Source organism: Thermostichus sp. MS-CIW-34, assembly GCF_054060435.1.
On record NZ_JBSSDE010000016.1, the window covers coordinates 24,595 to 48,377 of the forward strand.

Consider the following 23,783-nt stretch of genomic DNA (forward strand, 5'->3'; position numbering starts at 1 on the left):
TACTCGGCTCTTTGCCCCCATCGGTCTGGAGATCCACGCCGAAACCCCCGCCGAGATTGCCATCAGCATCACCGCCCAGCTCATCCAGGTGCGACGGGGATCCCCGAAGACAATACCCACACAAAAGGGCGAAACTTAGGCGTAGGCTTGCCGGTTGGCCCGAGAACAAGCTAGGCTAGAAAAGCGCCGCGGGGTAGAGCAGCCTGGTAGCTCGTCGGGCTCATAACCCGAAGGTCACTGGTTCAAATCCAGTCCCCGCTATGCCTGAGAGACGGTTGGTTAAAGCAGTGTCCGCACATCCACCACCTTGCCACTGACTGCCGCCGCTGCCACCATGGCCGGGCTCATGAGCAGGGTGCGCCCGCTGGGGGATCCCTGGCGGCCCTTGAAGTTGCGGTTGGAAGAAGAGGCGCTGATCTGGCGCCCCACCAACCGATCCGGGTTCATCGCCAAACACATGGAGCAACCGGGATCCCGCCACTCAAACCCTGCCGCCTCGAAGATCTCCCGCAAGCCCTCCTGTTCTGCTTCCTGCTTTACCCGTTCTGAGCCGGGCACCACAAACGCCTTCACCCCTGGGGCCACCCGCCGCCCCTTGGCAATCTTGGCTGCCTCCCGCAGGTCGCTCAAGCGGCCATTGGTGCAACTGCCGATGAAGCAGACATCCACCGGTGTCCCTACAATGGGATCCCCTGGCTGCAAGTCCATGTAGGCATAGGCCTCTTTGGCCAGTTCCCGCTCGCTTTCCGGCAGATCCTCGGGGGCAGGGATCCGCTCATCCACCCCAATACCTTGGCCGGGGGTGATCCCCCAAGTAACCGTCGGCGCAATATCTGCGGCCTGGAAGACCACCACATCGTCGTAGCGGGCATCGCCGTCGCTGGCCAGGCTTCTCCACCAGGCTACCGCCTCTTCCCAATCCGATCCCTGTGGGGCAAACTCTCGCCCCCGCAAATACTCAAAGGTCACCCCATCGGGGTTGACGTAGCCGCAGCGGGCCCCTCCCTCGATGGACATGTTGCAGAGGGTCATGCGCTCTTCCATGCTCATGGCTTCAATGGCGCTGCCCCCATACTCGTAGGCGTAGCCCACCCCGCCTTTGACCCCCAGCTTGCGGATGATATGCAGAATTACATCCTTAGCGTAAACTCCCGGCCCCAACTTGCCGTGGATCTCAATGCGGCGCACCTTGAGCTTGGACAAAGCCAAAGTTTGGGTGGCCAATACGTCTCGCACCTGGCTGGTGCCGATCCCAAAAGCAATGGCCCCAAAGGCCCCGTGGGTAGAGGTGTGGCTGTCCCCACAGGCAATGGTCATCCCCGGCAGAGTTAACCCCTGCTCCGGGGCAATCACATGCACGATCCCCTGCCGACCGGAGCCGCTGTTGTAGAAGCGGATGCCGTATTGCCGGCAATTGCGCTCCAATTCCTGGATCATCTCCTCTGCCAAGGGATCCGCAAAAGGCCGTGCCCGGTTGTCGGTGGGAATGATGTGATCCACGGTGGCCACCGTCCGCTCGGGAAACAGAACCGGCAGATGACGCTCCCGCAGCATGGCAAAAGCCTGCGGACTGGTCACCTCGTGAATTAAGTGCAGGCCGATGAACAACTGCGTCTGCCCAGAGGGCAAAATCCGCACCGTATGGGCATCCCACACCTTATCGAATAATGTCCTCTCGCTCATCTTCCTCGGCCCGCAGCCAAGTCCTGTAAACTTTCAATGTGCTACTTGGGGAAAAGCTTGTCAAGGCACAGGCCTCCGTTATCTCTGGGCAACGCTGCTGAGCTGAGCGAGATGCAGCCCTTCTTTGAACATCCCCAGCCGGCAAAGGCGGGTCGGAGTCCTCAAGCCAGAAAACCTGTTGCCAGCCCTTCAAACGGGATCCCTGAAGGCCGGCCAGGGCAAAAAGCGATAGCCCGCCTCTTGAATGGCAGCGACGATATCCGGCAGGGCCTCTGCAGTGTGGGGCCAGCGATCGTGCAGCAGCAAAACCAGGGGCCGCTCGGAAGCTTGGATCGCCGGCAACTGGGCTCGAATGCGCTCCAAAAGTTGGGCTGCACTTTGGCCGGCGTAGGCATCTTCTGCGCTCATGTTCCAGTAAAGAACGCGATACCCTGCCTGCTCCAGAGAGCGACGCAAAGCAGAATCTAGGCGAAAACCTCCCGGTGGGCGAACAACCAGTTGGGGATCCAAGTTCAACGCTTTGAGCAGTTGGGTTGTCTGATCCACCTCAGCATAAAACAGCTCGTTGCTTCCGTAGAGACGTTGATAATCGTGGGTAAAAGTGTGATTGGCTAGGGTGTGGTGATGGGCCTGGATCAATTGAGCCAATTCAGGAAATCGGGAAACGTGGGTGCCGATAACAAAGAAAGTGGCCGGGATTTGAAGATCATCCAAAACCTGTAAAAGTCGGGGGGTGGATTGGGGCCAGGGGCCATCATCAATGGTCAGAAAGGCAGAACGAGGCGGCACTTCCAGTAAAGGCCCCAGCATTTCTTCCAAGGGCAGTTGCAAAGGTTGGCTGTTTTCCGCCGGATCGAGAAAGTCGGGATCCGGGATCCAGCTATGCTGCAGAAACACCTCCACACGAGGGGGAGCAGGGGTAATCAACAGTCGCCCCGTCTGCTCATTTTGGTTGCCCCAGCTCAGCCGATAGGGCAGATCCGAAGCGACCTCGACGGTTGTTGTATGGGTAATGACTCCGTAGGGGATGTCGATCACATAATGCCCGTTCACCTCTTCTTGATGGATCCAGGCTGCCGAAGGAGCTGATAGATAAATGAGCAAATCTTGGGGATTGGCACCGCGCACCACCCGAATGCTTTCGATGGGGAGAATGAGGTTGTATTCCGAGGTGGCCGTCAGGTTCAGCTCAAAAAGAGGCTGGGCCTCTACCGTGCAGTAGTAGATCAGTCCAACCAGTAGGAAGGCTAGGCAAAATATCAACGCTTTCAACACTTTCAGAGAGTGCATGGAATGGCTTAATCCTTCGCAACCAATCATAGGACAGAAGCCACCCAAGCTCGATAGAGCCCATCAATTTAGTGAGGATCCGGAAGGCCCTGGGATCCCAGGTGGCGAGAGCAGGCGCTCTTCCCATTTACGTGCAGGTGAGGCCCGTCGGATGTCCCGCCAAATGGCTGTGGCAGCTAGGGTGCCATCGGCAACCGCAATCGCCACCTGGTTCAGGCCCTGCTTCAAATCGCCCAGCGCAAACAGCCGCGGATGGGCAGTGCGACACCACTCGTCGGTCAACAGGTTTTCCCCTTGCCATTTCAAGCCGGGGATCCCTTTCAAATAGGCATTGTGGTATCTGGCGCCCATCGCCACCAAGCCGGTAGTTGCTTCGATGTAAGTGCCATCTTCCAACTCCACACCCTGCAATTGATGGTTTTCTCCAAGAAAGCGGCGAATAGGAGATTCGTAGAGGGGGTAGCCATGATCCGCCAGTTTTTTGCGCATGTCGGGGCCGACCGAGCAGAGGCCGTGGGTCAACACCGAGATATAGGGTGTAAACCAGTTGAGGACAAAAGCTGTATTGATCCGATCTTCCGAATTGACGATCAACACTGACTTTTGATCCCGCATTTCATAGCCGTCGCAGATCATACAGACATGCAGTGAATAGCCGGCGTAGTCGTAAACATTCTGCATATCCGACAACTGAGGCAGCTCGTCCATAATGCCGGTTGCTGCAATCAGATATTTGCTCCGAAAAATGGGGTAGAGGCTGTTAACTTTTCCCACCTTGACCTTGACTGCAAAAAGGTCTCCCTCATCGGTGGCATCTTCCACGAAGCCGCGCAGGTAATCTACCCCTAAACTGAGGGCGTGCTCTGTTCCCTGTCGCAACAGCTCTCGTCCGGGAGTGGTCGGAGGCAATCCCAGATAATTGCGCAAATCCTGCATCCAAAAAGAGCGGCCTCTGCCCTTCTCCACCACCAGGCAACTCAATCCATAACGAGCCAGATAGATTGCCGCCGACAACCCCCCTGCTCCCCCTCCGGCCACGATCACGTCATAGATTTTGTTCAAAGCAACTTCTAGATTCCTGCTGCTCAGTTTCATGGACGGGATCCCCTCACGAGCTTTTTGCCGGGTGATCTCAGGTCGTTGGCTGCGGCCTGAAAAATCTTAAGAAACTCTATATGTTCCGAGGACTGCTTATCCTGCTGAGTCCACCACATTTCTGTTGAGGCGTGATCCAAGTGAAGGGAGCAGTCCCAACAACCGTCTAGCAACCGTCTAGAATGGGGACTGAACTCCCCCTTAGGAGAAAAGCCCTATGCCAGGTATCTTAGCGGCCATTGCCCTGATCTTTGTCGGCTACCTGTTCAACTCGGTCAAAATCATCAGCCAGGGGTATGAGGCATTGGTGGAGCGTTTGGGCAGGTTTCATCGCAAGCTGACCCCAGGATTGCACTTTATTCTTCCCCCTATCGATAGGATTGTGTTCCAGGAAACCATCCGCGAGAAGGTGTTGGATGTGCCTCCTCAGCAGTGCATCACCAGCGACAACGTCTCTTTGATGGCCGATGCGGTGGTCTACTGGCGCATCACCGACATGATCAAGGCCCGCTATGCGGTCGAGGATGTGCAGCGGGCTTTGATTAACCTGGTGCTGACGGCCTTGCGCGCCGAAATTGGCCGTATGGATTTGGATCAAACCTTTTCCTCCCGCGCCGAGATCAACGCTCGCCTTTTGACAGAGCTGGACGAGGCCACAGATCCCTGGGGGATCAAGATCACCCGCGTGGAAGTCAGGGACATTCAACCCTCCAAAACCGTGCAAGACTCGATGGAAAAACAAATGGCTGCCGAGCGGGAGAAGCGGGCCGCCATTCTGAAATCAGAAGGGGAGCAGCAGGCCAGCATCAACCAAGCGGCTGGGGCCGCCAAGGCGCAGCTATTGCGGGCAGAAGCGGAGAAACGGGAGCGGCTGCTGTTGGCTGAGGGCACGGCTGAAGCCATCAAGACCATAGCCGCCACTTTGCAAGAGAATCCAGAGGCAGCCAATGCGTTGCAATACCTGATGGCGCAAAACTATATCGACATGGGCCTCAAGGTGGGCAGCAGTCCCAGCGCCAAGGTGATCTTCATGGATCCCAATTCGATCCCTGGCACCCTGCAAGGGCTGCTCTCCATGGTGGACGTGGCCAAGGGTGGGGAAGGATCTCGCGCGGCGGCCTCTCAGAAGCTGCGTACCCCGGCTTCTTTCCCAACCGAAGTGGACTTTCCGCGGCTCGACTGAGTTTGACCGACCATGATGGCCCGGGATCCCGATTGGCTGCTGGTGGGACAGGTGGTGGCGGCCCACGGCTTGCGGGGCTGGCTGCGGGTTAGGTGCTGGTCGGATTTCCCAGAACGCCTCACAGAGCCCGGACCGCGCTGGCTGCAGCGGGATACGGATCCCGAGCCCCTGCTGCATTCCCTGATTGAGGGGCAGTTTTTCCCGGCTAAGGGTCTTTATTTGGTGCGACTGGAAGGGATCCCCAATCGAACGGTGGCTGAGACCTGGGTGGGGGCTAGGCTGCTGGTACCGGCTTCCCACCGCTTGCCCTTGCAGCCGGAAGAGTACCACTACCGCGATCTCATCGGCTTGACCGTCTATCGCCAGGGGGAGCTGCTGGGACAGGTTTCGGGGATTTTGGCAGCCGGCCAGGATGTGCTGGAGATAACAACCCCTGATCACCGGCAGGTGTTGATCCCCTTTGTGAAAGCCCTGGTGCCTGTCGTGGACTTGGAAAAAGGCGCACTGCACGTGCAGCCGCCGCCGGGGCTGGTGGAGAGCTTTCTGGGTTAGAGTTCGGCAAGACGGCCTGACTTCCGTACCTGCATCCCATCCTGAACTTGGCCCTCAGAAGCGTCTGTGTGGCCGTTCTAGCCTTTTGTGCTATCATGGGGACAGTTTTTTGATGATAAGCTGATTCCTGGCCTTTAAGGTCAATTTTTCTGGGTTTCTGTTGATCTTGGCCGGGAGCCTTCCTCGGGATTGGAGTTGGGAATGACGGAAAACTACGGTGCAGAGCAGATCCAAGTTTTGGAAGGCTTGGAGGCTGTGCGCAAGCGGCCTGGCATGTATATTGGCTCCACCGGGCCGAAGGGGTTGCACCATTTGGTGTACGAGGTGGTGGACAACTCTGTGGATGAGGCCCTGGCCGGCTATTGCAATGATATTCAGATCAGCCTGCATCCCGACGGCTCGGTATCCGTTTTGGACAATGGCCGCGGCATTCCGGTGGACATCCACCCCAAAACCGGGCAGTCGGCTCTGGTTACGGTGCTGACGGTGCTGCACGCGGGGGGCAAGTTTGGCGGTGGCGGCTACAAAGTCTCCGGTGGGCTGCACGGGGTGGGCGTGTCGGTGGTGAATGCCCTCTCCGAATGGGTGGAGGTGACGGTTTGGCGAGAGGGCAAGGTTTACTTTCAACGTTTCGAGCGCGGGGCGGTGGTGGGATCCCTGAAATCTGAACCCCAACCCAAGGGATCCAACCGGCGGGGTACAGAGGTGCGCTTCAAGCCGGATGGGCTGATCTTTCCCGAGCGAGAGTTTGACTATGCCGTATTGGCGGCCCGCTTTCGCGAGTTGGCCTACCTCAATGCCGGCTTGAAAATCACCTTCAGCGATCTGCGGCGGGATCCGCCTCACTGCGAAACCTATCAATATGCAGGCGGCATCAAGGAATATGTGGCCTTCATCAACCACGAAAAAACGCCCATCCACTCCGACATCATCTACATCCGAGGGGAGCGGGATGGTGTGGAGGTGGAAGTGGCCCTGCAGTGGTGCTCGGATGTGTACACCGACACTTTGATTGGCTTTGCCAACAACATCCGCACCAACGAAGGAGGCACCCACCTAGAGGGCCTGAAAACCTCTCTCACCCTCACCATCAACAGCCAAGCCCGCAAACTCAACAAGCTGAAAGATTCCGACAGCAACCTGGCCGGAGAAAATGTGCGCGAGGGGTTGACGGCCATCGTCTCGGTCAAGGTACCCAACCCCGAGTTTGAGGGGCAAACCAAAACCAAGTTGGGCAACACCGAGGTGCGGGGCATTGTGCAAACCCTCGTCTCCGAGGTGCTCACGGAGTACTTGGAATTCAACCCCAACGTGGCCAGGGGGATCGTCGATAAGGCCATCCAGTCCTTCAATGCTGCCGAGGCAGCCCGGCGGGCCAGAGAATTGGTGCGGCGCAAATCTGCCCTGGAATCTTCCACGCTGCCGGGGAAGTTGGCCGATTGCAGTTGCCGCGACCCGGCGGAGTCTGAGGTGTATTTGGTGGAAGGCGACTCTGCAGGCGGCAGCGCCAAACAAGGTCGGGATCGGCAGTTTCAGGCGGTGTTGCCCCTGCGCGGCAAGATTCTCAACATTGAAAAGGCAGATCCCGCCAAGATCTACAAAAACGCCGAAATTCAGGCCATGATCACAGCGCTGGGTTTGGGGGTGAAAGGGGATGAATTTGATCCCAGCCAACTGCGCTACCACCGCATCATCCTCATGACCGATGCTGACGTGGACGGCAGCCACATTCGCACCCTGTTGCTGACCTTTTTCTACCGCTATCAAAAGGCGCTTCTGGAACAGGGCTATGTCTATATCGCCTGTCCGCCGCTCTACAAAATCGAGTGGGGTCGCAACAATGTTCGCTACTGCTACAGCGACGCCGAGAAAGACCAAATCCTGCGGGGGCTGCCTGCCAACACCAAGTACACCATCCAACGGTTCAAGGGTCTGGGGGAAATGATGCCCGAACAACTCTGGGAGACCACCATGAACCCGGCAACGCGCACCCTCAAACAAATCACCATCGAAGATGCGGTGGAGGCGGATCGCATTTTCACCATCTTGATGGGAGATGCCGTTGGCCCCCGACGGGAGTTTATTGAGGCCCACAGTGCCCATTTGGATCTGGCGGCTCTCGATATTTAGCGACTCTCGATATTTAGCAACTCTCGATATTGGGTGGAGAGAACTCTGTCCCGCCTCTTCGGGGCCCACGGCAGGGGGAAAGTGCTCCGCACCGCTGGCGCGAACGTAACGGTGTTGCAGACGAGGCCGCAAACAGCCAAAAGCTCCTGGACGGGGCAAGATCCCAGTTGCAGCCCAGACCCTGTGGCAAAGTGAGGGAAGAGCGTTCCAGATCCTGCTATGCCTGCATTGCTTACGGCTCTTCTTGCGGTGCTGGGGGGCTATCTCCTGGGATCCATCCCGACCGGCTACTGGGTAGGCCGTTGGTGGGGAGGCATCGATATTCGCCAACAGGGATCCGGCTCTACCGGAGCGACCAATGTGTTGCGGACGTTGGGCAAGGGGCCCGCCCTGCTGGTGTTGCTGGTGGATGCTGCCAAGGGGGCAGCAGCAGTGGCTCTGGGATCGGCCTTGGGATCCGCGTGGTGGGTGGTTTTGGCGGCATTGTTCGCAGTGATCGGCCATAGCCGTTCCTGCTGGCTGGGCTTCAGGGGGGGCAAATCGGTGGCCACCAGCCTGGGGATCTTGTTGGCTATGGCTTGGCCGGTAGCCCTGACAACTTTCGGCGTCTGGCTGCTGGGGCTCGCCCTCACCCGCATCGTTTCCTTCAGCTCCCTGCTGGCGGCAGTGGCGGCTCCGGTGGTGATGTGGGCAACAGCTCAACCTTTGCCCTATTTGTTGTTTGCGTTGGCGGGCGGGGTGTATGTGATCGGTGCTCATCGGCGCAACATCGAGCGCCTACTGGCCGGGTCGGAGCCGCGCATTGGCCAAAAATGGACGCAATCTCCCTAATTTTCAAGGCACTGTGAAGCAGCTGTATTACTCCGCAACGCTATGCAACCGACCACAGTGGTTTTTGTCTACGGATCCCTGCTGCGGGGCGGCCAATACCACAGCTTGCTGCAGGGGGCAGAATTTTTGGGGACAGACAGCCTCAACCACATTGATCTTTACAGTCTCGGCCCCTACCCGATGGCAGTTCGTGGCCGAAACCGGCTCTACGGCGAGTGCTACCGCATCCCCTTGAGTCTATTGCCCCGATTGGACGAGCTGGAAGACCACCCGCGGGTGTACGAACGGCAGTGGGTGCAACTGGATAGCGGCACCTTTGCTTGGGTTTATCTGGGTCGGCCTGAGCAGGTGCAGGGGTGTTCCCTCATCCCCAGTGGCCGCTGGCTGGCTAGAGATCAAAGTGGAGCTTGACGCCCTCAACATACTGGGGCAGCACCAAAGACTCTATCCCACTGTTGTGCTCCGCACCGCTGTCGCGAACGCGAACGGCTGCCGACGGATCCCATTCTTGGGAATCAGACTCTTTGGCGGAGAGAGCACCGGCATCCACAGGGCTGGAAACGCGCTCCAGGTAGTAGATGCGATCCCCGCGTCGCCAAATGTCCGGCTCAGGTAGGTAGAAAAGCCGACCCGGTCGAGATGAGCCGCTCCTCAGCCGCTGCGGGCGCACCAACAACAAGGGCAGGCATAGATCGGCTTTGATTCGATAGGCAAACTGATCCCGCAGCCGTTCAAGGGTGGGATCCTCCAGTCCCATCTGGGCCAGGAAGGGATTGGGCAGCGCTGGTGCTGAAAAAGCGCTCCGCACCGCTGTCGGGAACGACTCTTGAGCCGTCAAGACATCAGCTTTATTGCTCCGCACTGCCTCCGGCAGGGTTGAGGCCGCATTCGCAGAAGTGTCACGTAGCGATAAAGGGAGAGGCAGGCCCAGGTCTGCCAACGTGGGTAGGGTGATCGAGCGCAGCTCAGCCCGGTTGGCCTCCAGATAGCCGGCCCAGCGCTGCAGTTGGGGGAAGGAAGGCTGCAAGGTGCGGATCCCTTCTGAGATGGGCATATCCGGCAGCAACACCGTCCAGATGGTGGCCGAAACCGAGAGTTTCACCATCAACTCGGCAATGGCCCAGTTCACCTGCGGATCCAGAGTCAGGATCAACAGAGTTTCCGCATGGTCGATATCGGCCTTCAACAAAGCAGACTCGTTCAGTACAGCTTCCTGCAGGGATCCGGGGATGGCTTCTGGCTTGCCGACTTCCTGGCTTGGGGCAGACTTGTGGGTGCCGTTGCCGTCAGAGGAATGAAGTTGTGGGGGCAAGCCATCTGCTGGACGACGCTTCGGCGTTCCTGACAGGGATGTGGAGGACTTACGGGATGGCGGGATGGAGTCCTTACCGTCTGTTGGGTGGGGAGCTTTGTAGCTGCCGTGCCCATTTTTGGAAGACCCAGAAACCAACGGGATCACCTCGACCGTCTGGTTGAGCGAGCGCATCAACTGGGCCAATTGGTTGGTGAGGGGATGATCGCCGATGATTATGGTGGAACTGCCCTGATCCAGACCCAGCCAACGGGCCACCCAGGCTGCCGTCAACCCCTGTACCGTCACCGTCACCGAGATGGTCAAAAACACCAGCGCCTTGAGGGCATCTCCCCCGGTAATGCCGCGTTCTGTCAGCAGAATGGCAAACAAGGAGGCCACCGAAGCCGCCACAATGCCCCGAGGAGCCAGCCAAGCCACAAACAGCTTCTGCCGCCAATTCAGGTCGCTGCGCCAGGTACACAGCCACACGCTCAAGGGGCGGATGACCAGCATCAAACACAGCACTGTGGCCAGGGATCCCCAGCCCAGGGCAAACACCGCCTTGAGGGAGAGCGTGGCGGTAAGCAAAATAAAGATCACCGAGATGGCCAACACCACCAACTGGCCGTGAAACTGCCGCACACCCCGCTCGGCAATGGCCGCCTTCTGCCGCACCACCAGGCCCGCCATCACCACTGCCATCAGCCCCGCCTCCGATCGCAGCGACTGGGCCAAGGCAAACACCCCCAGCGCCCCTGCCAGCACCACCGAGTTGCGCAGCTCCTCGGTTAAAAACTGCCGCGACCAAAGCAGGAAGGATCCCATCAGCCAGCCCCCCAGCGCTCCCACCGCCGACCCGATGGCCAGACGGCTGGACAACTGTTCCAGGGCCATGAGAAAACTGGGATGGCCAGAGAGCACCACCTGCAGCACCACCACTGCCAGAATGGCCCCGATGGGATCGATGAGCACCCCTTCTCCCTCCAGGAGCGTGCTGACTGCCGGATCGACCCGTACCCGCTTCAAGATGGGGTTGATCACCGTCGGCCCTGTTACCACCACCAGGGATCCAAACAAAAAAGCCAGCCGCCAGGGAAACTCTCCCAGATAGTGAGCTGCTGCCGCTCCCCCCACCAGGGTCAGCAGGGATCCCAACAAAACCAAGTTGCGCAGGCTATCGGATACCTGATTGAGACGTTGCAGCCGCAGGTTCAGTCCCCCCTCAAACAAGATCAGGGCCACCGCCAACGACACCAGCGCTTCCAGCCCGGATCCCATGACTTGGGGATGAACCCAGCCCAAACCATCTGGCCCCAGCAACAGGCCAAACAGCAGCAGGAATACAATGCTGGGCACTTTGACAAAATTGGCCAGCACCTGAGCAGCGATCCCAGCCACCAGGGCTAGCGTAAACAGGATCGTCAGCTCAAATGAATCTTGCATATTAAGGCTTAACCGAACGCAATAGCGGGACGGAGCCCTTACCTTTCCAGCTACTAAACGCCAACCCTCTCATTGTTTCCATCGTTTTGTTTCCATCGTTAACGTCGTTATTACTCCGCAACGCTAACGCCAATACAGACTGCTGGAAAGTCTCCAATCGTCAAGGTGGCTTTGCCCATCACGTCAGCAGTTCATGAGCTCGAACATGCAGAGTTAACATTTAGTTAACCTCTGTGTGCTGGCTCCATAAAGTTGCAAAAGCTACACCCAGCTCCACTCTTTCTACAGTACACACGACTTACCTCAACCTATCACAGAGCGAGCTTGACGACCACTCTGGCATTGGGAGCCCTGTTGGAATGAAGGCCAATTAACATGCTGCCAGAAATCTCCCCTTCTAGGCTTTCTCGCCTTCCGGGTGGCTGAGACCCGTCTCTAAGGGCTTAGCGCGACGGATGGGCAGATTGGCAATGAGAGCAGTCGTTCCCCCTTCCGTAGCCAAATGAAACTGCATTCCCTCTGAATCTAGCTCCACATAGCGCGACACCACCCCCAAAATCTCCAGGCGCATCGATTCCAGTGCCGCCGGGGTGAGGTCAGCCCGGTCATGGGCCAAGATCAGCTTTAACCGTTGCTTGGCTTGCTGGCGGCTGTTGCCGGAGTGCCGAGAAAAAAGCTGATCCAAAAAATCGAGGAGCATAGGTTTTGCCGGCCTTGTTACTCAGTTGTAAACAGGTCAAAATTGCCATTCCAATCTGGATAAAGTGGGGAAAAACGACAAAACAGTTGTCAGAGCACCTTTTGGTTTAAAAACCGTTTGGCCCGCTCCCAAAAGGACTCGCTCAAGCTGGCCAGCTTGGGAAACTCCACCGCTTCCCCTTCTAGCCGTCGGGCAATGCGCTGGATGGCCTGAGCAGCCAGAGTTGGATTGGCGGAGAGAACCAGGGGCTCCCCTTTGTTGGTGGAGACGATCACCTCGCGGTCTTCTGGAATAATACCCACCAAGGGGATGGCCAGCACCTCCACCACATCTTCCACCAACATCATCTGGCCGGCTGCCACCATGTCCGGGCGCAGGCGGTTGACAATGAGCTGAGTCGATGAAATCTGGGCGGCTTCCAACAAGCCCACCACGCGATCTGCATCCCGCACCGCTGCCACTTCTGGGGTGGTGATGATGATGGCCTCGTTGGCTCCGGCGATGGCATTGCGAAACCCCTGCTCGATCCCAGCAGGACAATCGATCAGCACGTAGTCATGGCTGCTGGCCAGCTTCTCGATTAACTGGCGCATCTGATCCGGATGCACCGACGTTTTGTTGCGGGTTTGGGCTGCCGGCAACAGCGAGAGATTGGGGGTGCGCTTGTCTTTCACCAAAGCTTGCTCGAGGCGACATTCCCCGGCGATCACCTCTAGGGCTGTGTACACCACCCGATTCTCCAGCCCCAGCAGCAAATCCAGGTTGCGCAGGCCAAAGTCTGCATCCACCACCACCACCGAGCGACCCAAGCGCGCCAAGGCAGTGCCCAGGTTGGCCGTCACGGTGGTTTTGCCGACTCCACCTTTACCAGAGGTTATGACAATGACTCGGCTCATACTCCTCTCCGCAGAAAATCCTGAAGGCTGGCGACGCAGATGACATCCTCCTGCAGGTAAACCACTTCAGGGGTGTTGGGCAGGGATCCACCTTCTGGCGGACGGGCCACTTGATCGGCAATGCGCAACTGAGTGGGCTCCAACTGCAAAGCCAAAATTACAGCTCCCTTGTCGCCGTCGGCCCCCGCGTGAACCAAGCCGCGCAAGCGTCCCCAAACCCAAATATCTCCTCCAGAAATGATCTCGCCGCCGGGGTTGAGATCCCCTAACAGGAATACCGAGCCCCTGTGACGCACGGACATGCCAGAGCGCACCGTCGAACGTAGGTACAGAGGTGTGGTGTCTGGGGGAGCAGGGGGAACTGCCTCCAAAAGGGAAGATTGCTCCACAGAATAGCCCAACGTTGCTGCTGCGATGGCTGTCGAGCGGGATCGAGTTTGAACGCGCCACAGTTGCAGTCCATGCTGAGACAATAGGGCAGCAAGAAGTTGTAGGGTGGGCATGTCCAGCTCTCGCTGCTGGCTCCAGAGGGTGAGGGGAGCGACCCCGGCCCAGTAGGGTTTGCGGCTGCGCAACTGCCAAACCAGGTTTTCCCAAAGCTCCTCCCAAGGCAAGGTGCTGGGCAAGTGCAGATGGATCCCTTGTGCATCCGACCGAAAGTAAACGCTGCCCGTGGCCCAGGAGTCTGGAGATGGGGAGATTTCAGGGTTCCATGTAGGGGATCCCGTCATGACCGCCCTTAAACGTCTGCCTGAATATAGAGCCCTATCCTATTCCATTCCCCCAAGCCAGGGGAAACTCTCTCGGCGGTTGCCCTTGATAGCAAAGCGGTTTCGCTTGGGTGGCAGGACAATCTTGCTTCGGGATCGCTAACTTGAGGGTACTTGATGGAGCCAATTCCTGATGTTGAAACCTCGCCACACCCTCAGGCTGCTCGCGCCAGCAGGACAGGATCCTCTCCTCTCCAAGGGGTGGAGTTCTCGCGCGGTGAGACCGGTCGCCATTGCCCTACTCAGCATTCTTGCGGCATCTGGGATGGGATCCCCTGCCCATGCCCAAGATCTGGGCCGTTTGCTGATTCATGGCCTTCAGTGGCTGCAGGTGAGCCAGTTGAACGATGCCCAAGAGGTGAGCTTAGGCCGCCAGATCGATCGACAACTGAAAGCGCGGGGACAACTTCGCCTCAGTTCGGATCCCTACTGGGTCGAGCGGGTGAACCGCATTGGCCAACGGGTGGCCGCCCACAGCGAACGGCCCCATCTGCCCTACACCTTTCAAGTGGTGGAAGATCCCGACATCAACGCCTTTGCCACACTGGGAGGCTTTGTCTACATCACCACTGGTGCCCTCGCAGCCGCCGACAACGACGACCAGATTGCCGCCGTGCTGGCCCACGAGGTGGCCCACATCGGCGAACGCCACGGCCTGCAACAACTGCAGCAGGCTGCCACTGCCCAGTTTGGGGCTCAATTGTTGGGGCTCAACGATAGTACCCTGGCCGCTCTGGCCCTGGAATTGGGAGTACGGCGCCCGCAGAGCCGTGAAAACGAGTTTATCGCCGATGAAAAAGGTCTGGGGGCAGCCTATCGCGCCGGGTTTGACCCGCAGGGCATGCCGCAATTTTTGGCCAAGTTGCAATCCCGCGGATCTGTGCCAGAGTTCCTGCGCACCCATCCCCCCGTCTCGGAGCGCATTGCCCGCCTCAACCAGCTCATCACTCAGCACGGCATGGTCAGCCCAGCCGGTCAGACCGTTCCACTCCACGGCTCCGGCGGCTCCATTTGGCCCTCCGGATCCCCCGAACAAACCCAACGCACCGAGATTGAGATCCTGCCGCTACTCCCTGTCCTGCCCTAACTCGGCACAGAGGGATCCCTTCTGCCCAAGGCCGGCTGAAATGGCTCTCGCTCCCAATCTTTGGCCTTGATGACTTCCTGTGTTTCTTGGTCGGGGATGGCTACTGGTGGAGCTGTGCTTCACAGCAAAGGCAGACCGCGTAGTCTCCGCAACTGGTTGAGGTGGGCCGGGCAATCGCATCCAAATAGGGCAACAGCTGCGTTGCTTTCTTCAAGGGTGAACTCCAGAAAGGGATGCTCTGTCACCTCGACCTCAACCCAGGACTCCGTCCCGCTAACGCGAGCGGATGGGATGGGATCCTTCTGCTCGGGAACAAGGAGAGGATGTCTCCACAGCAGAGAACGGGAGCGGACAACATTCAGGTCAAATGGGGGCGCGTCCAGGGCAGAAGCCCAAGCCGCAGGAGCAGACAAAAGCAGCAACGCCCACAGAGCCGGTGCCGGCCACCTTGCCCAGCGCCAATAGGAATAGGGGATCCCTGCCATAGACTTTGCTAACTCACTAGTGTACCGTCCGCTTTGGATTTTGCCAGGGAGTGGCTGAAGCGAAGAGGACGTCATAGCTGCGCAACGCTAACGCGACTGGCCGGCATCGTCTCAGGAACCGTTGGGTCACAGCCGGCGGATCCCATGCCAAACTTTGGTTTAGAATATTTTTAGATTCGAGATTCAGTCTCACTCATTTGAACTTGGGGAGGCCAACCTTTAGCCTTGCCAAGGATATCCCTCTTCTGCAGCGCTCCACTGGGATCTAGCTTCCTGCCCTTTCCCGTCCTGTTTTGTTCATTATCTCTACCAACTCAGGAGTTTCTTATGGCCGTTCCAAATGGTCATTCCGGCACGCTTCCAGAGCAAGAGGCTTCTTCTATGGGAAAGGACGCCCTCCCGCTAACGCAAACGGGTAACGCTCTAAACCTGGCTCCCCTGCCTGCTGATGGGGCCTCTGCGGCTGCTCAGATGCCGGTACTGCTGGGGGAGAAATCCGGCCCGCCCGTGTTTCCCAGCCCTGTCAAGTTCAGCGAAATTGAGATTGACCACCGTCCGGTTGGGGCTTCAACCCTGAAAGTGGTGGATTACTATGCCGACGGACGTCCAGTTGCTGCTGCAACTCTCAAAGTCGTGGACACTTGGGGGGAGGGACGCCCAACGGTTGCCTCTGGCGCCAAATTCATCCATGACCCCGCGCTCAATCGGCCGATAATGGCCGATGGCCTGAAAATTGCCAAAACCTTTATGGGCAACCGACCCATTGAGGCCAGCCCTCTCAAGGTGCTGCGCTAGCCCAGATCCCCAAGGGGGGCCAGGGATCCCCTTGCTAACCTAGGTTAGGGCACAGCAGGGCAGTGAGCATGGAGATCCTGGCGGTTCTCTTGGGGCTGTTGGCGAGCTTGGGAGGAGGAGCGGGCTATCTGGCGGATCAGACGGCGCGGCAGCTTTTGCTGGATCAGTTGGATCGGGCAGAGGTTTTGGAGGTGCGTATTCAAAGCCAGCCCAATTACCGACTGCTGAATGGCCAAGCGGATCGCCTGCTGATCGCCGGTCGCGGGCTCTATCGAGCGCCCTTTCCCCGCATCGAGCTTCTGGAGCTGGAAACCGATCCGGTGGCAATTGACCCCTCTTTTTTCCAGGGGGCTCCCTTGCGCCTGACGCGACCTCTGCAAGCGGCGGTACGGGTGTTGGTGCGGGAAGAGGACTTGAATGCCGCCCTCAACAAGCCAGAGGTGCTCCGCCAGTTTCAGGATATCCGGGCCGATCTGCCCTTTGGGGGAGCTGGAAGGGAAGCTCGCCGTTTTGATCTGCGTCAGCCTCGAGTCGAGTTTTCGGATCCCAGCCGCATTCAGCTCTCTGCCCTCTTGGTGGAGAAAGACGGCGGTACTGAGCAAAAGGACTCCGTCCCGCTAACGCGAGCGGTGGAGGTGGTGTTTAACACCGGGATCCGCGTGGAAGAAGGGCGCAGCCTAAAGCTGGAGAATCCGGAGTTTGTGATCGGTTCTGTGCGGGTTCCCGATGAGATCTCAGCAGCGTTTTTGGGCGGGCTCAATGAGGTGCTTGACCTGCAAGAGCTGGAAGAGATTGGGATCCTGATGCGGGTGCTCAGCCTAGAGATAGAGCCTGACCAGTTGCAGGTGATTGGGTTTGTGCGGGTGGAAGGGTTGGAAAGGACCTCGTCCCGCTAACGGGGATCCCCATTGAGCAGGGATGAGCTCCCCAGGGCTGCGCTCTAGCAGGAGAGCTGCTCTGTCAAACTGGATAAAGATCAGCCAGGCTGGAGATGGGATTATGGCCTTCGATTGGTTTCGCCGCCGCTATACCGACTCTACCGACTCTTCTGGTGAAGCAGAGCCTTCGCCACCGGCCCCGGAACCGGCGGAGATCTCCCCGGAAGACTATTTGGCTTTTGCCAAAGCCGCCTATGCCAACCTGAAGGCCCGTGCTGCTGCCCAAGCCCCACCGGCAACCCAGGACTCTGTCCCACCTGCGCCAGCGGAAGGGATCCCTGCAGAATCCGTCCAGCCACAGCCACCGGCCTCGACTGAGGACTCCGGCCCACTTGCCCAAGCAGAACCCCGTGAACCCGTTCAGTCCTCCACTCCAACACAAGAACCAGCATCTCCAGAATCGCCCCCTGTGCAGCCGGCGGCAGCTCCCTCATTTTTCGATCTGGCTCCCCGTGCTGCTGAGCGTCTCCAAGCCCTGCAAGCCAGCGCTGTGGACGAGCCCAAACCCCAGGCGGCGACTGCAGCAGTTGCTCCTTCTCCAGAGACGGGGCCGGAAGAGCTGGTCTTCGATGAGGGCTTCCGCTGGTCAGCCGAGATCTTGGCGGCTCAAGGGCGCAAACCGGAAGAGATTTCCGTTGAGGAAATCTCCTGGCTGCAAAAGCTGCGGCGAGGCTTGGGCAAAACCCGCCTTAACCTGATCAACCAGTTGAAAGCCCTGGTAGGCCGCGGCCCTCTGGATCAGAAGGCTGTGGAAGAAATTGAGGCCCTGTTGCTGCAGGCCGATGTGGGGATCGACGCCACCGAGCGGATCATCCAAGCCCTACAAAAGCGCATGCGAGAGGAGGTGGTGCCCCCAGAGGAGGCCGTCAAATACCTCAAGCAGCAGATGCGGCAGATGTTGACGGTGGGGGATCCCACCTTTGCGCCGCAACGGGACACGCTCAACATTTGGTTGATTGTCGGGGTGAATGGGGCGGGCAAGACCACCACCATTGGCAAAATTGCCCATGTTGCCCGCGAGTCTGGATACCGCTGTCTGATTGCTGCTGCTGATACTTTCCGGGCTGCTGCTGTGGAGCAGCTCAAGGTTTGGGCAGAGCGAGCAGGGGTAGAGGTAATCGCCAATCCCTCTCCCAATGCCGATCCGGCAGCGGTGGTTTTTGACGCCATCACAGCCGCCAAGGCCAGGGGCACAGAGCTGCTGTTGGTGGACACGGCAGGCCGTCTGCAAAACAAGAAAAACCTGATGGACGAGCTAGCCAAGATCCGCCGCATCGTTGACAAAAAAGCTCCCGAAGCCAAAGTAGAAAGCCTTCTGGTGCTGGATGCCACCCAAGGGCAAAACGGGTTGCGCCAAGCCGAGGTGTTTGCCGAGGCTGCCAAGTTGAGCGGTGTGATCCTGACTAAGCTGGATAGCACCGCCAAGGGGGGGATTGCCCTGGCCATTACGCAGCAGATGAACCTGCCCATCCGCTTTATCGGCGCCGGAGAGGGGCTAGAAGATCTGCGGCCTTTTTCCAGCTACGAGTTTGTGGAAGCTCTTCTAAGCGAGTATTGAGGCACCCCCTCTCTGAGAAGGGCCATTGTGAAGGAGCATGACTCTAGTCAATAATAAGCTCAACTATACTGAAAATAATGTATAATATGTTCAGTACGGATTACTACCAGTTGATCTTTCTGTTTACTTTCGAGTCTGCCAACATGGTAGCCAAAGCAAAGCAGAAAATTGGTAGTAAGACGACACGGAAACTGCGCTTTGGGTATTCTACTCAAAGCTTTGCGGGATACCGCCATTCTGGTTGGAAACAAACAGAATGCTATCGCTGCATAGTTGAACAGTGATGTTCAGCAGTGTTCAGCGTAAATGTATCAGACACACAGATCCAGGCTTTGTTGGGCGTCGCCCCCGCTTTCTGCCCTGGAGTGCTGCAGTGGTGGGGGCAGGTTTGCTTTGGGCCTGGAGCGGGCATCGCTGGATCCAGAGCGGGTTGAACCTGGTTCGGGCGGGATCCGCGCAGGATACAGAAGCTTTGCAGGAATTTGTAACCACCTTGGCTCAGGTGTTGTCGGGGGTGCTGGGCTTTACCCTCTCGGTGGTGGCCATTGTGGTGCAGTTGAGCGCGGATCGCTTCACGCCAAAGGTCACGGAGCTGTTTTTGCGCGAGAAAGTCAATTTCTACCTCTTCTTTTTCCTGATTCTGGCCAATGTGGTCAGTTTGTGGAGTTCGGCAGCCCTGAGCCTTTACGTTCGTGTTGGCGTTGCGGAGCAACACCCTCCAGGGTTGCTCGTCGGGCTGAATCTGCTGCTGGGCACAGCTTCGTTTTTGATGCTGATCCCCTACTTTCGCTTCGTGTCTCACTTTTTGCAGCCGGCTTCGATTATCCATCGCATTGAGCAGCAAGTGCGGCAGGCCATCCTGGGATCCCTTGCTTCCAGGAGATCAGGATCGGACTCCGGATCCAAGAGGGGCTATTTCTCCCGTTGTTCACTGCAACTGCGGCCTCGTCACGACAACGTTGTGCAGCAACAGCGATGCGCAGGAATACAGGGTGCCGTAGGCATAGCAACAGAGCAGCACTCTCCAATGGGCGAATGCTCGCCAGCTCATCAGCGCTGCCTCTCGGCTCTGGATGAAATCAAAAGCATCGCCACCAGCGCTCTCCGCCAACAGGAGGGAAGCATTCTCTTGGAAGCCTTGGATAGCCTGAAGTCTCTATGGGTCTTCTATGCCGCTCACAAAGCACAACTGCCCCCTGCCTGGTTTCTCTTTACCCCGGCTCTGCGGCGGGATCCGGACTTTGCTTCGGTGGATAGGGGCCTGCTGGGCCGGATCGAGGCAGAAGGATCCTGGCTGGAGCTGATCGCGTAAGCGGGACGGAGTCCTTAGATCCTGCGGCAGTATCAAGCCTTATTTGCCGATCGCGTAAGCGGGACGGAGTCCTTAGGGCTAAACGGCATGCGCCAGGCGAGCACCCTGGTGGCCATTCACAGCCGGGAGCTGGGGATCCGCGCCCTGGAAGCCCAACAACTCACGGTAGCGGGGTGGGTGATCAAGTTTTTCAATACCTATCTGCGGGCCGTCATCAACGCGCGAGACATCCGCAGCGGCTACAACCTGCTCAAGCAGTACCGCTTGTTGGCCGAGGCAGCCCTACAACACCGCCAGTCGGCTCTGGTCTTGCAGATTGTTGGCTACTTTCGCTATTACAGCCTGATTGCCTACAAAGCTGGCCTCTTTTTCCTATCGCGTAAGCGGGACGGAGTCCTTTCTGAAACCTTTGGCTTTGATCTGGGAATGTTGGCCCAGTCGAGCTGTGCTCTGGGCTCTGAAACAACGGAAGCCATTGTGCAAGCCTTGTTACGCCTGGATCAAGACCCCGTTCGCGTCAGCGGGACGGAGTCCTTAAGCGAGCAACAGGAAACCACCCTGCGTGGGATCCGCAAAACCCAAGTCCGCTTGGCAGCCTATCGCGTCAGCGGGACGGAGTCCTTTTTCCTCAGTCGTGGCCGGGAGGACTGGGCCAGGCTGTTCGCGTAAGCGGGACGGAGTCCTTAGAGCTCCTCTGGATCTCTGGAGCTTCCCTAAAAAATTCTGCCGATCGCGTAAGCGGGACGGAGTCCTTGTCTAGTCTGGTTAGAGCCGCCCCTTGCTGACTTGTCCCATCGCGTTAGCGGGACGGAGTCCCATGCGTCCTTTCGGCAACCCCAACCGTCTGGGCAGTTCTCCTAGCCGCAGATCCCTGCCGGGATCCAGCTCCTTCGTTCAGTTTCGCCGCGACCCACACCTAGTGCCCTTTTGGGGCCTAAGCCTACTAGTCATGGGCCTGGCGGTGCCCCTGTTTGTGCTTTCGGGGGCGGATCCCAGTTTGGCTGGCTGCGACGAGAGCTTTTATGCCCAAATGGCCCGCGAGCTGCTGCGGGGAGGGCATTGGCTGGGGCCCACTTTTTTGGGGGAGCCTTTTTTCGAGAAACCCCCTCTGCTCACCTGGAGCGTGGCCCTCAGTTTTGCCCTGTACGGGGTAAACGAGTGGGCAGCGCGGCTGCCAGGGATCCTCGCTGCTTTGCTCTCCATTCCCCTGGTGGGTTGGATTGGGTGGTTTTTTTTGCCGATGCGGGCGGCCTTTTTGGGGATGGCGGTTTTGCCCCTGTGCTACCTCTGGGTGCAGCAGGGGCGGCTGGTGGGGCAGGATGTGCCCTTGACCTTTCTGGAGCTGCTGGGGATCCTGGGGCTGGTCAACGGTATCCGCGGCCACAGGGTTTGGTTTTGGCTAACCGGAGTGGCCTTCGGGCTGGGCCTGCTGATGAAAAGTGCCATGATCCTGCTGCCGGGGGCGGCTTTGATCCCCTATCTCGTGCAGCAACGGCGCCGCTGGATGGGATCCGCCCCATTTTGGCTGGCGCTTGGGCTGGGCTTGGGGATTTTTGGCCTCTGGCTAGGTCCAGCCATGCAGGTGTATGGCCCACAGGTGCTGACCACCCTGGTGGGGAAGGTGTGGGATCTGGGGCAAGAGCCCTTCCATGCGGATGCCACCGGCTGGTACTACCTTTGGCACATTCCCGTTCATGGCTTCCCGTGGACGGTTTTGGCTTTGGTGGGTGGCTTTCTCCTGGTGCGCCAGCAGCCGGGATCCACGCTGCTGATCTGGTCTTTCCCCCTGCTGCTGCTGTTGTTGTTGCAGCTTTATCCCACCAAAACCCCCTACTACACCGTGCAGCTTTACCCTTGGCTGGCTCTCTTGGCCGGGGTAGCCTTGGATCAAGCGTTGGCTATGCGGGGTCGCGTCAGCGGTGCGGATCGCGTTAGCGGGACGGAGTCCTTGCACTTAAAGCCCCGTCTGGCCCAGGTGCTCTCTTGGGGACTGGCAGCGGTGGGGCTGTTGCTGTTGGGTTTGGGGGTGGCCGTCCGGCTGGGCGTAGACGGTCTGGAGCTCCTACAGCCTCATGCTTGGCCGCTGGTGGTGATGGGTGTTTTGTACCTCTTGCTGCCAGGGATCTGGAGTTGGCGGCGGGTGTTGCGCTGTGCCGGCAGTCTGTGGGTGGGAACCCTCTTGTTGGCCGGGATCCTCGCCATGATCACCATCGTCTTGCGGCCTGATTTTGGCAATTTCAGCCCTGCTTTTGCCCAAATGGATTGGAACCAAATGCTGCCCCCGTCCGTTCGCGCTATTCGGACGGAGTCCTCGACAGAGGCTGGGGAGACGGTGGTGGATATTGGCCGCAGCGGCTTGCCGGATGTCTGTCAGGCCCAGGCCATCGCTTTTTATACCCCTAATCCGGGGAGATGGGTGGATGATCAGGCTCTGCAACGAGGGGAATATGGAGACTACCTTTGGGTTTCTCCGGTGCAGGCAGAACAGGTGGAGATCCGGGATTTGGGGTTACAACCTCTGGCGGAGGTGGAGGGCTGGCAACTGGTGCGCCGTTTGGATCCCCTCTTGGAGCAGGGCAGCGGGGAGCCTCTTTGAGTTTAAAAATCTTAAGTTTAAGAATCCTAGGAAGTGTTAAAGCATGGCGGGAATAGCGGAATCGGGCCGGTCGTGGGTGTCTCTAGAGCGTACCTGGGTAATCCAGGGATTGGCTTGGCTGGCAGCGCTGCTATTTGTGGCGGGGGTGATCCTGCTGGCGGGGGCTTCACCTCTCCAGGTGGCGGCCAGCATGTGGCAGGGGGCCTTCGGCACTGAAGCTCAGTTTGGCCGGGTTTTGGCAACGCTGGCTCCCCTTGTCCTCTGCTGCTGTGGGCTGGTGTTTACGTTTGTTGCCGGTCTCTACAACTTGGGCATCGAAGGGCAAATGGTGGTCGGGGCAATTGCGGCCACGTTTCTGGTGCGTCTGGAAGCGGGATGGTTGCCGCCGCCACTGGCCATTACCTTGGCGCTTTTGGCCGGGATCCTGGGGGGGGCGGGCTGGGGCCTGTTGGCTGGGATCCTGAATGTGTGGGGGCGGGTCAACGAGATCTTCGCTGGGCTGGGGCTGAATTTTGTTGCCCAAGGTTGGGTGCTCTACCTGATCTTCGGCCCTTGGAAAAGGCCGGGGGTGGCTTCCATGAGCGGGACGGAAGTGTTGGATCCCCGTCTGTGGTTGCCCACCTGGGGGCGGTCAGAGGCCAGTCCGGTGGCGTTGCTGCTGGCCCTGTTGGCTTTGGCCCTGACGGTGCTGGTGGTGGGCAACACTCGCTTCGGCCTGCAGTTGCGGGCGGTGGGGAAAAACCCTGTAGCTGCTTTCCGGTTGGGGATCCCGGCTACCCGCAGGTTGCTCATGGCATTTGCCTGCTGTGGGGGCTTAGCAGGGCTGGCGGGCGCCTTGCAGGTGTTGGCTCTGTTCCATCGCCTCATCCCCAATATCTCCAGCAATTTGGGCTTTCTGGCCTTGTTGGTGGTGATGCTGTCAGGCTTTAACCCCCTGCTGATTTTGCCGATTGCCTTTTTCTTCAGCAGTCTTAACATCGGCAGCTTGCAACTGCCTCTCTCTTTGCAATTGGAGTCTTCTTTGGCCGGTGTGATTCAGGGATCCCTGGTGTTGTTCGTCTTGCTGGCCCAAGGGATCAGCCGCCGCTATTTCCTTGGGAAAGGTTAATGGCTTCGGCGATTTCTGGGATCCCTTTGCGTTAGCG

Annotated in this window: 21 protein-coding genes, 1 tRNA gene and 2 pseudogenes; 16 read left to right on the forward strand and 8 right to left on the reverse strand. The window is 58.5% G+C overall.

What is annotated here, in order from left to right:
- Nucleotides 1-4 precede the first annotated feature (4 nt).
- Nucleotides 5-139 (forward strand): annotated as a pseudogene (locus ACVWYY_RS07350) (XdhC family protein); the annotation flags it as partial.
- A gap of 48 nt (nucleotides 140-187) precedes the next feature.
- Nucleotides 188-261 (forward strand) — tRNA-Met (locus ACVWYY_RS07355).
- An 18-nt stretch (nucleotides 262-279) separates the two neighbouring features.
- Here the strand turns inward: ACVWYY_RS07355 and leuC are convergent.
- The 3 genes from leuC to ACVWYY_RS07370 form a co-directional block, all read right to left on the reverse strand.
- A complete protein-coding gene (gene leuC, locus ACVWYY_RS07360; protein WP_414343883.1) occupies nucleotides 280-1,683 on the reverse strand; it encodes a 3-isopropylmalate dehydratase large subunit in 1,404 nt (467 codons plus the stop codon).
- Between the two features lie 189 nt (nucleotides 1,684-1,872).
- Nucleotides 1,873-2,973 (reverse strand): polysaccharide deacetylase family protein, encoded by a 1,101-nt coding sequence (locus ACVWYY_RS07365; RefSeq protein WP_457403211.1) that lies wholly within the window; start codon nucleotides 2,971-2,973, stop codon nucleotides 1,873-1,875.
- A 63-nt stretch (nucleotides 2,974-3,036) separates the two neighbouring features.
- A complete protein-coding gene (locus ACVWYY_RS07370) occupies nucleotides 3,037-4,068 on the reverse strand; it encodes an NAD(P)/FAD-dependent oxidoreductase (protein ID WP_457403212.1) in 1,032 nt (343 codons plus the stop codon).
- 217 nt (nucleotides 4,069-4,285) lie between these two features.
- On the opposite strand from ACVWYY_RS07370, the gene ACVWYY_RS07375 reads away from it, so the two are divergent.
- From ACVWYY_RS07375 to ACVWYY_RS07395, 5 genes are all read left to right on the forward strand, one after another.
- A complete protein-coding gene (locus ACVWYY_RS07375; protein WP_414409308.1) occupies nucleotides 4,286-5,251 on the forward strand; it encodes an SPFH domain-containing protein in 966 nt (321 codons plus the stop codon).
- Nucleotides 5,252-5,263: 12 nt separating this feature from the next.
- Nucleotides 5,264-5,803, forward strand: a complete 540-nt coding sequence (gene rimM, locus ACVWYY_RS07380; protein ID WP_457398395.1) for a ribosome maturation factor RimM — start codon at nucleotides 5,264-5,266, stop codon at nucleotides 5,801-5,803.
- A 201-nt stretch (nucleotides 5,804-6,004) separates the two neighbouring features.
- Nucleotides 6,005-7,933, forward strand: coding sequence for a DNA topoisomerase (ATP-hydrolyzing) subunit B (gene gyrB, locus ACVWYY_RS07385; protein WP_457403213.1), 1,929 nt, complete (start codon nucleotides 6,005-6,007; stop codon nucleotides 7,931-7,933).
- 219 nt (nucleotides 7,934-8,152) lie between these two features.
- The gene (plsY, locus tag ACVWYY_RS07390; RefSeq protein WP_041436109.1) at nucleotides 8,153-8,764 is read left to right on the forward strand and encodes a glycerol-3-phosphate 1-O-acyltransferase PlsY; all 612 of its coding nucleotides are present in this window, start codon (nucleotides 8,153-8,155) and stop codon (nucleotides 8,762-8,764) included.
- Nucleotides 8,765-8,806: 42 nt separating this feature from the next.
- Nucleotides 8,807-9,175 carry a gamma-glutamylcyclotransferase family protein gene (locus tag ACVWYY_RS07395; protein WP_414329655.1) on the forward strand — a complete coding sequence of 123 codons (369 nt, stop codon included), beginning with the start codon at nucleotides 8,807-8,809 and terminating at the stop codon, nucleotides 9,173-9,175.
- Here ACVWYY_RS07395 and ACVWYY_RS07400 read toward each other — a convergent pair.
- From ACVWYY_RS07400 to minC, 4 genes are all read right to left on the reverse strand, one after another.
- Nucleotides 9,153-11,501: a cation:proton antiporter domain-containing protein gene (locus ACVWYY_RS07400; RefSeq protein WP_457440064.1), complete on the reverse strand. Its 2,349-nt coding sequence runs from the start codon at nucleotides 11,499-11,501 to the stop codon at nucleotides 9,153-9,155. The two genes, ACVWYY_RS07395 and ACVWYY_RS07400, sit on opposite strands and share 23 nt — an antisense overlap.
- A 397-nt stretch (nucleotides 11,502-11,898) precedes the next feature.
- Entirely contained in the window at nucleotides 11,899-12,201 is a 303-nt protein-coding gene (gene minE / locus ACVWYY_RS07405; RefSeq protein WP_457440066.1) for a cell division topological specificity factor MinE, read from the reverse strand.
- Nucleotides 12,202-12,290: 89 nt separating this feature from the next.
- Nucleotides 12,291-13,097, reverse strand: coding sequence for a septum site-determining protein MinD (minD, locus tag ACVWYY_RS07410; protein ID WP_414349640.1), 807 nt, complete (start codon nucleotides 13,095-13,097; stop codon nucleotides 12,291-12,293).
- On the reverse strand, nucleotides 13,094-13,828 hold the full coding sequence (gene minC, locus ACVWYY_RS07415) for a septum site-determining protein MinC (RefSeq protein WP_457440068.1): 735 nt from the start codon (nucleotides 13,826-13,828) through the stop codon (nucleotides 13,094-13,096). The genes minD and minC overlap by 4 nt, the downstream gene beginning before the upstream one ends.
- 172 nt (nucleotides 13,829-14,000) lie before the next feature.
- On the opposite strand from minC, the gene ACVWYY_RS07420 reads away from it, so the two are divergent.
- Nucleotides 14,001-14,954, forward strand: coding sequence for a M48 family metallopeptidase (locus ACVWYY_RS07420; RefSeq protein WP_457403215.1), 954 nt, complete (start codon nucleotides 14,001-14,003; stop codon nucleotides 14,952-14,954).
- A gap of 119 nt (nucleotides 14,955-15,073) precedes the next feature.
- Here ACVWYY_RS07420 and ACVWYY_RS07425 read toward each other — a convergent pair whose 3' ends face one another.
- A complete protein-coding gene (locus ACVWYY_RS07425) occupies nucleotides 15,074-15,439 on the reverse strand; it encodes a hypothetical protein (protein ID WP_457403217.1) in 366 nt (121 codons plus the stop codon).
- A 381-nt stretch (nucleotides 15,440-15,820) separates the two neighbouring features.
- Here ACVWYY_RS07425 and ACVWYY_RS07430 point away from each other — a divergent pair, with 381 nt between their 5' ends.
- The 8 genes and pseudogenes from ACVWYY_RS07430 to ACVWYY_RS07465 all read left to right on the forward strand — a co-directional run bounded on the left by ACVWYY_RS07430 (nucleotide 15,821) and on the right by ACVWYY_RS07465 (nucleotide 23,746).
- Nucleotides 15,821-16,234, forward strand: coding sequence for a hypothetical protein (locus tag ACVWYY_RS07430; RefSeq protein WP_457388252.1), 414 nt, complete (start codon nucleotides 15,821-15,823; stop codon nucleotides 16,232-16,234).
- A gap of 68 nt (nucleotides 16,235-16,302) precedes the next feature.
- Entirely contained in the window at nucleotides 16,303-17,130 is an 828-nt protein-coding gene (locus ACVWYY_RS07435; RefSeq protein ID WP_457403219.1) for an LmeA family phospholipid-binding protein, read from the forward strand.
- A gap of 103 nt (nucleotides 17,131-17,233) precedes the next feature.
- Nucleotides 17,234-18,730, forward strand: a complete 1,497-nt coding sequence (ftsY, locus tag ACVWYY_RS07440; RefSeq protein WP_457403221.1) for a signal recognition particle-docking protein FtsY — start codon at nucleotides 17,234-17,236, stop codon at nucleotides 18,728-18,730.
- 89 nt (nucleotides 18,731-18,819) lie between these two features.
- A pseudogene (locus ACVWYY_RS07445) lies at nucleotides 18,820-19,003 on the forward strand (hypothetical protein); the annotation flags it as partial.
- Between the two features lie 10 nt (nucleotides 19,004-19,013).
- On the forward strand, nucleotides 19,014-20,042 hold the full coding sequence (locus ACVWYY_RS07450) for a DUF2254 family protein (RefSeq protein ID WP_457440070.1): 1,029 nt from the start codon (nucleotides 19,014-19,016) through the stop codon (nucleotides 20,040-20,042).
- A gap of 87 nt (nucleotides 20,043-20,129) precedes the next feature.
- Nucleotides 20,130-20,711: a hypothetical protein gene (locus ACVWYY_RS07455; protein WP_457403223.1), complete on the forward strand. Its 582-nt coding sequence runs from the start codon at nucleotides 20,130-20,132 to the stop codon at nucleotides 20,709-20,711.
- Between the two features lie 148 nt (nucleotides 20,712-20,859).
- Nucleotides 20,860-22,638, forward strand: coding sequence for an ArnT family glycosyltransferase (locus tag ACVWYY_RS07460; RefSeq protein WP_457440072.1), 1,779 nt, complete (start codon nucleotides 20,860-20,862; stop codon nucleotides 22,636-22,638).
- Nucleotides 22,639-22,681: 43 nt separating this feature from the next.
- Entirely contained in the window at nucleotides 22,682-23,746 is a 1,065-nt protein-coding gene (locus ACVWYY_RS07465; protein WP_414375051.1) for an ABC transporter permease, read from the forward strand.
- Nucleotides 23,747-23,783 lie beyond the last annotated feature (37 nt).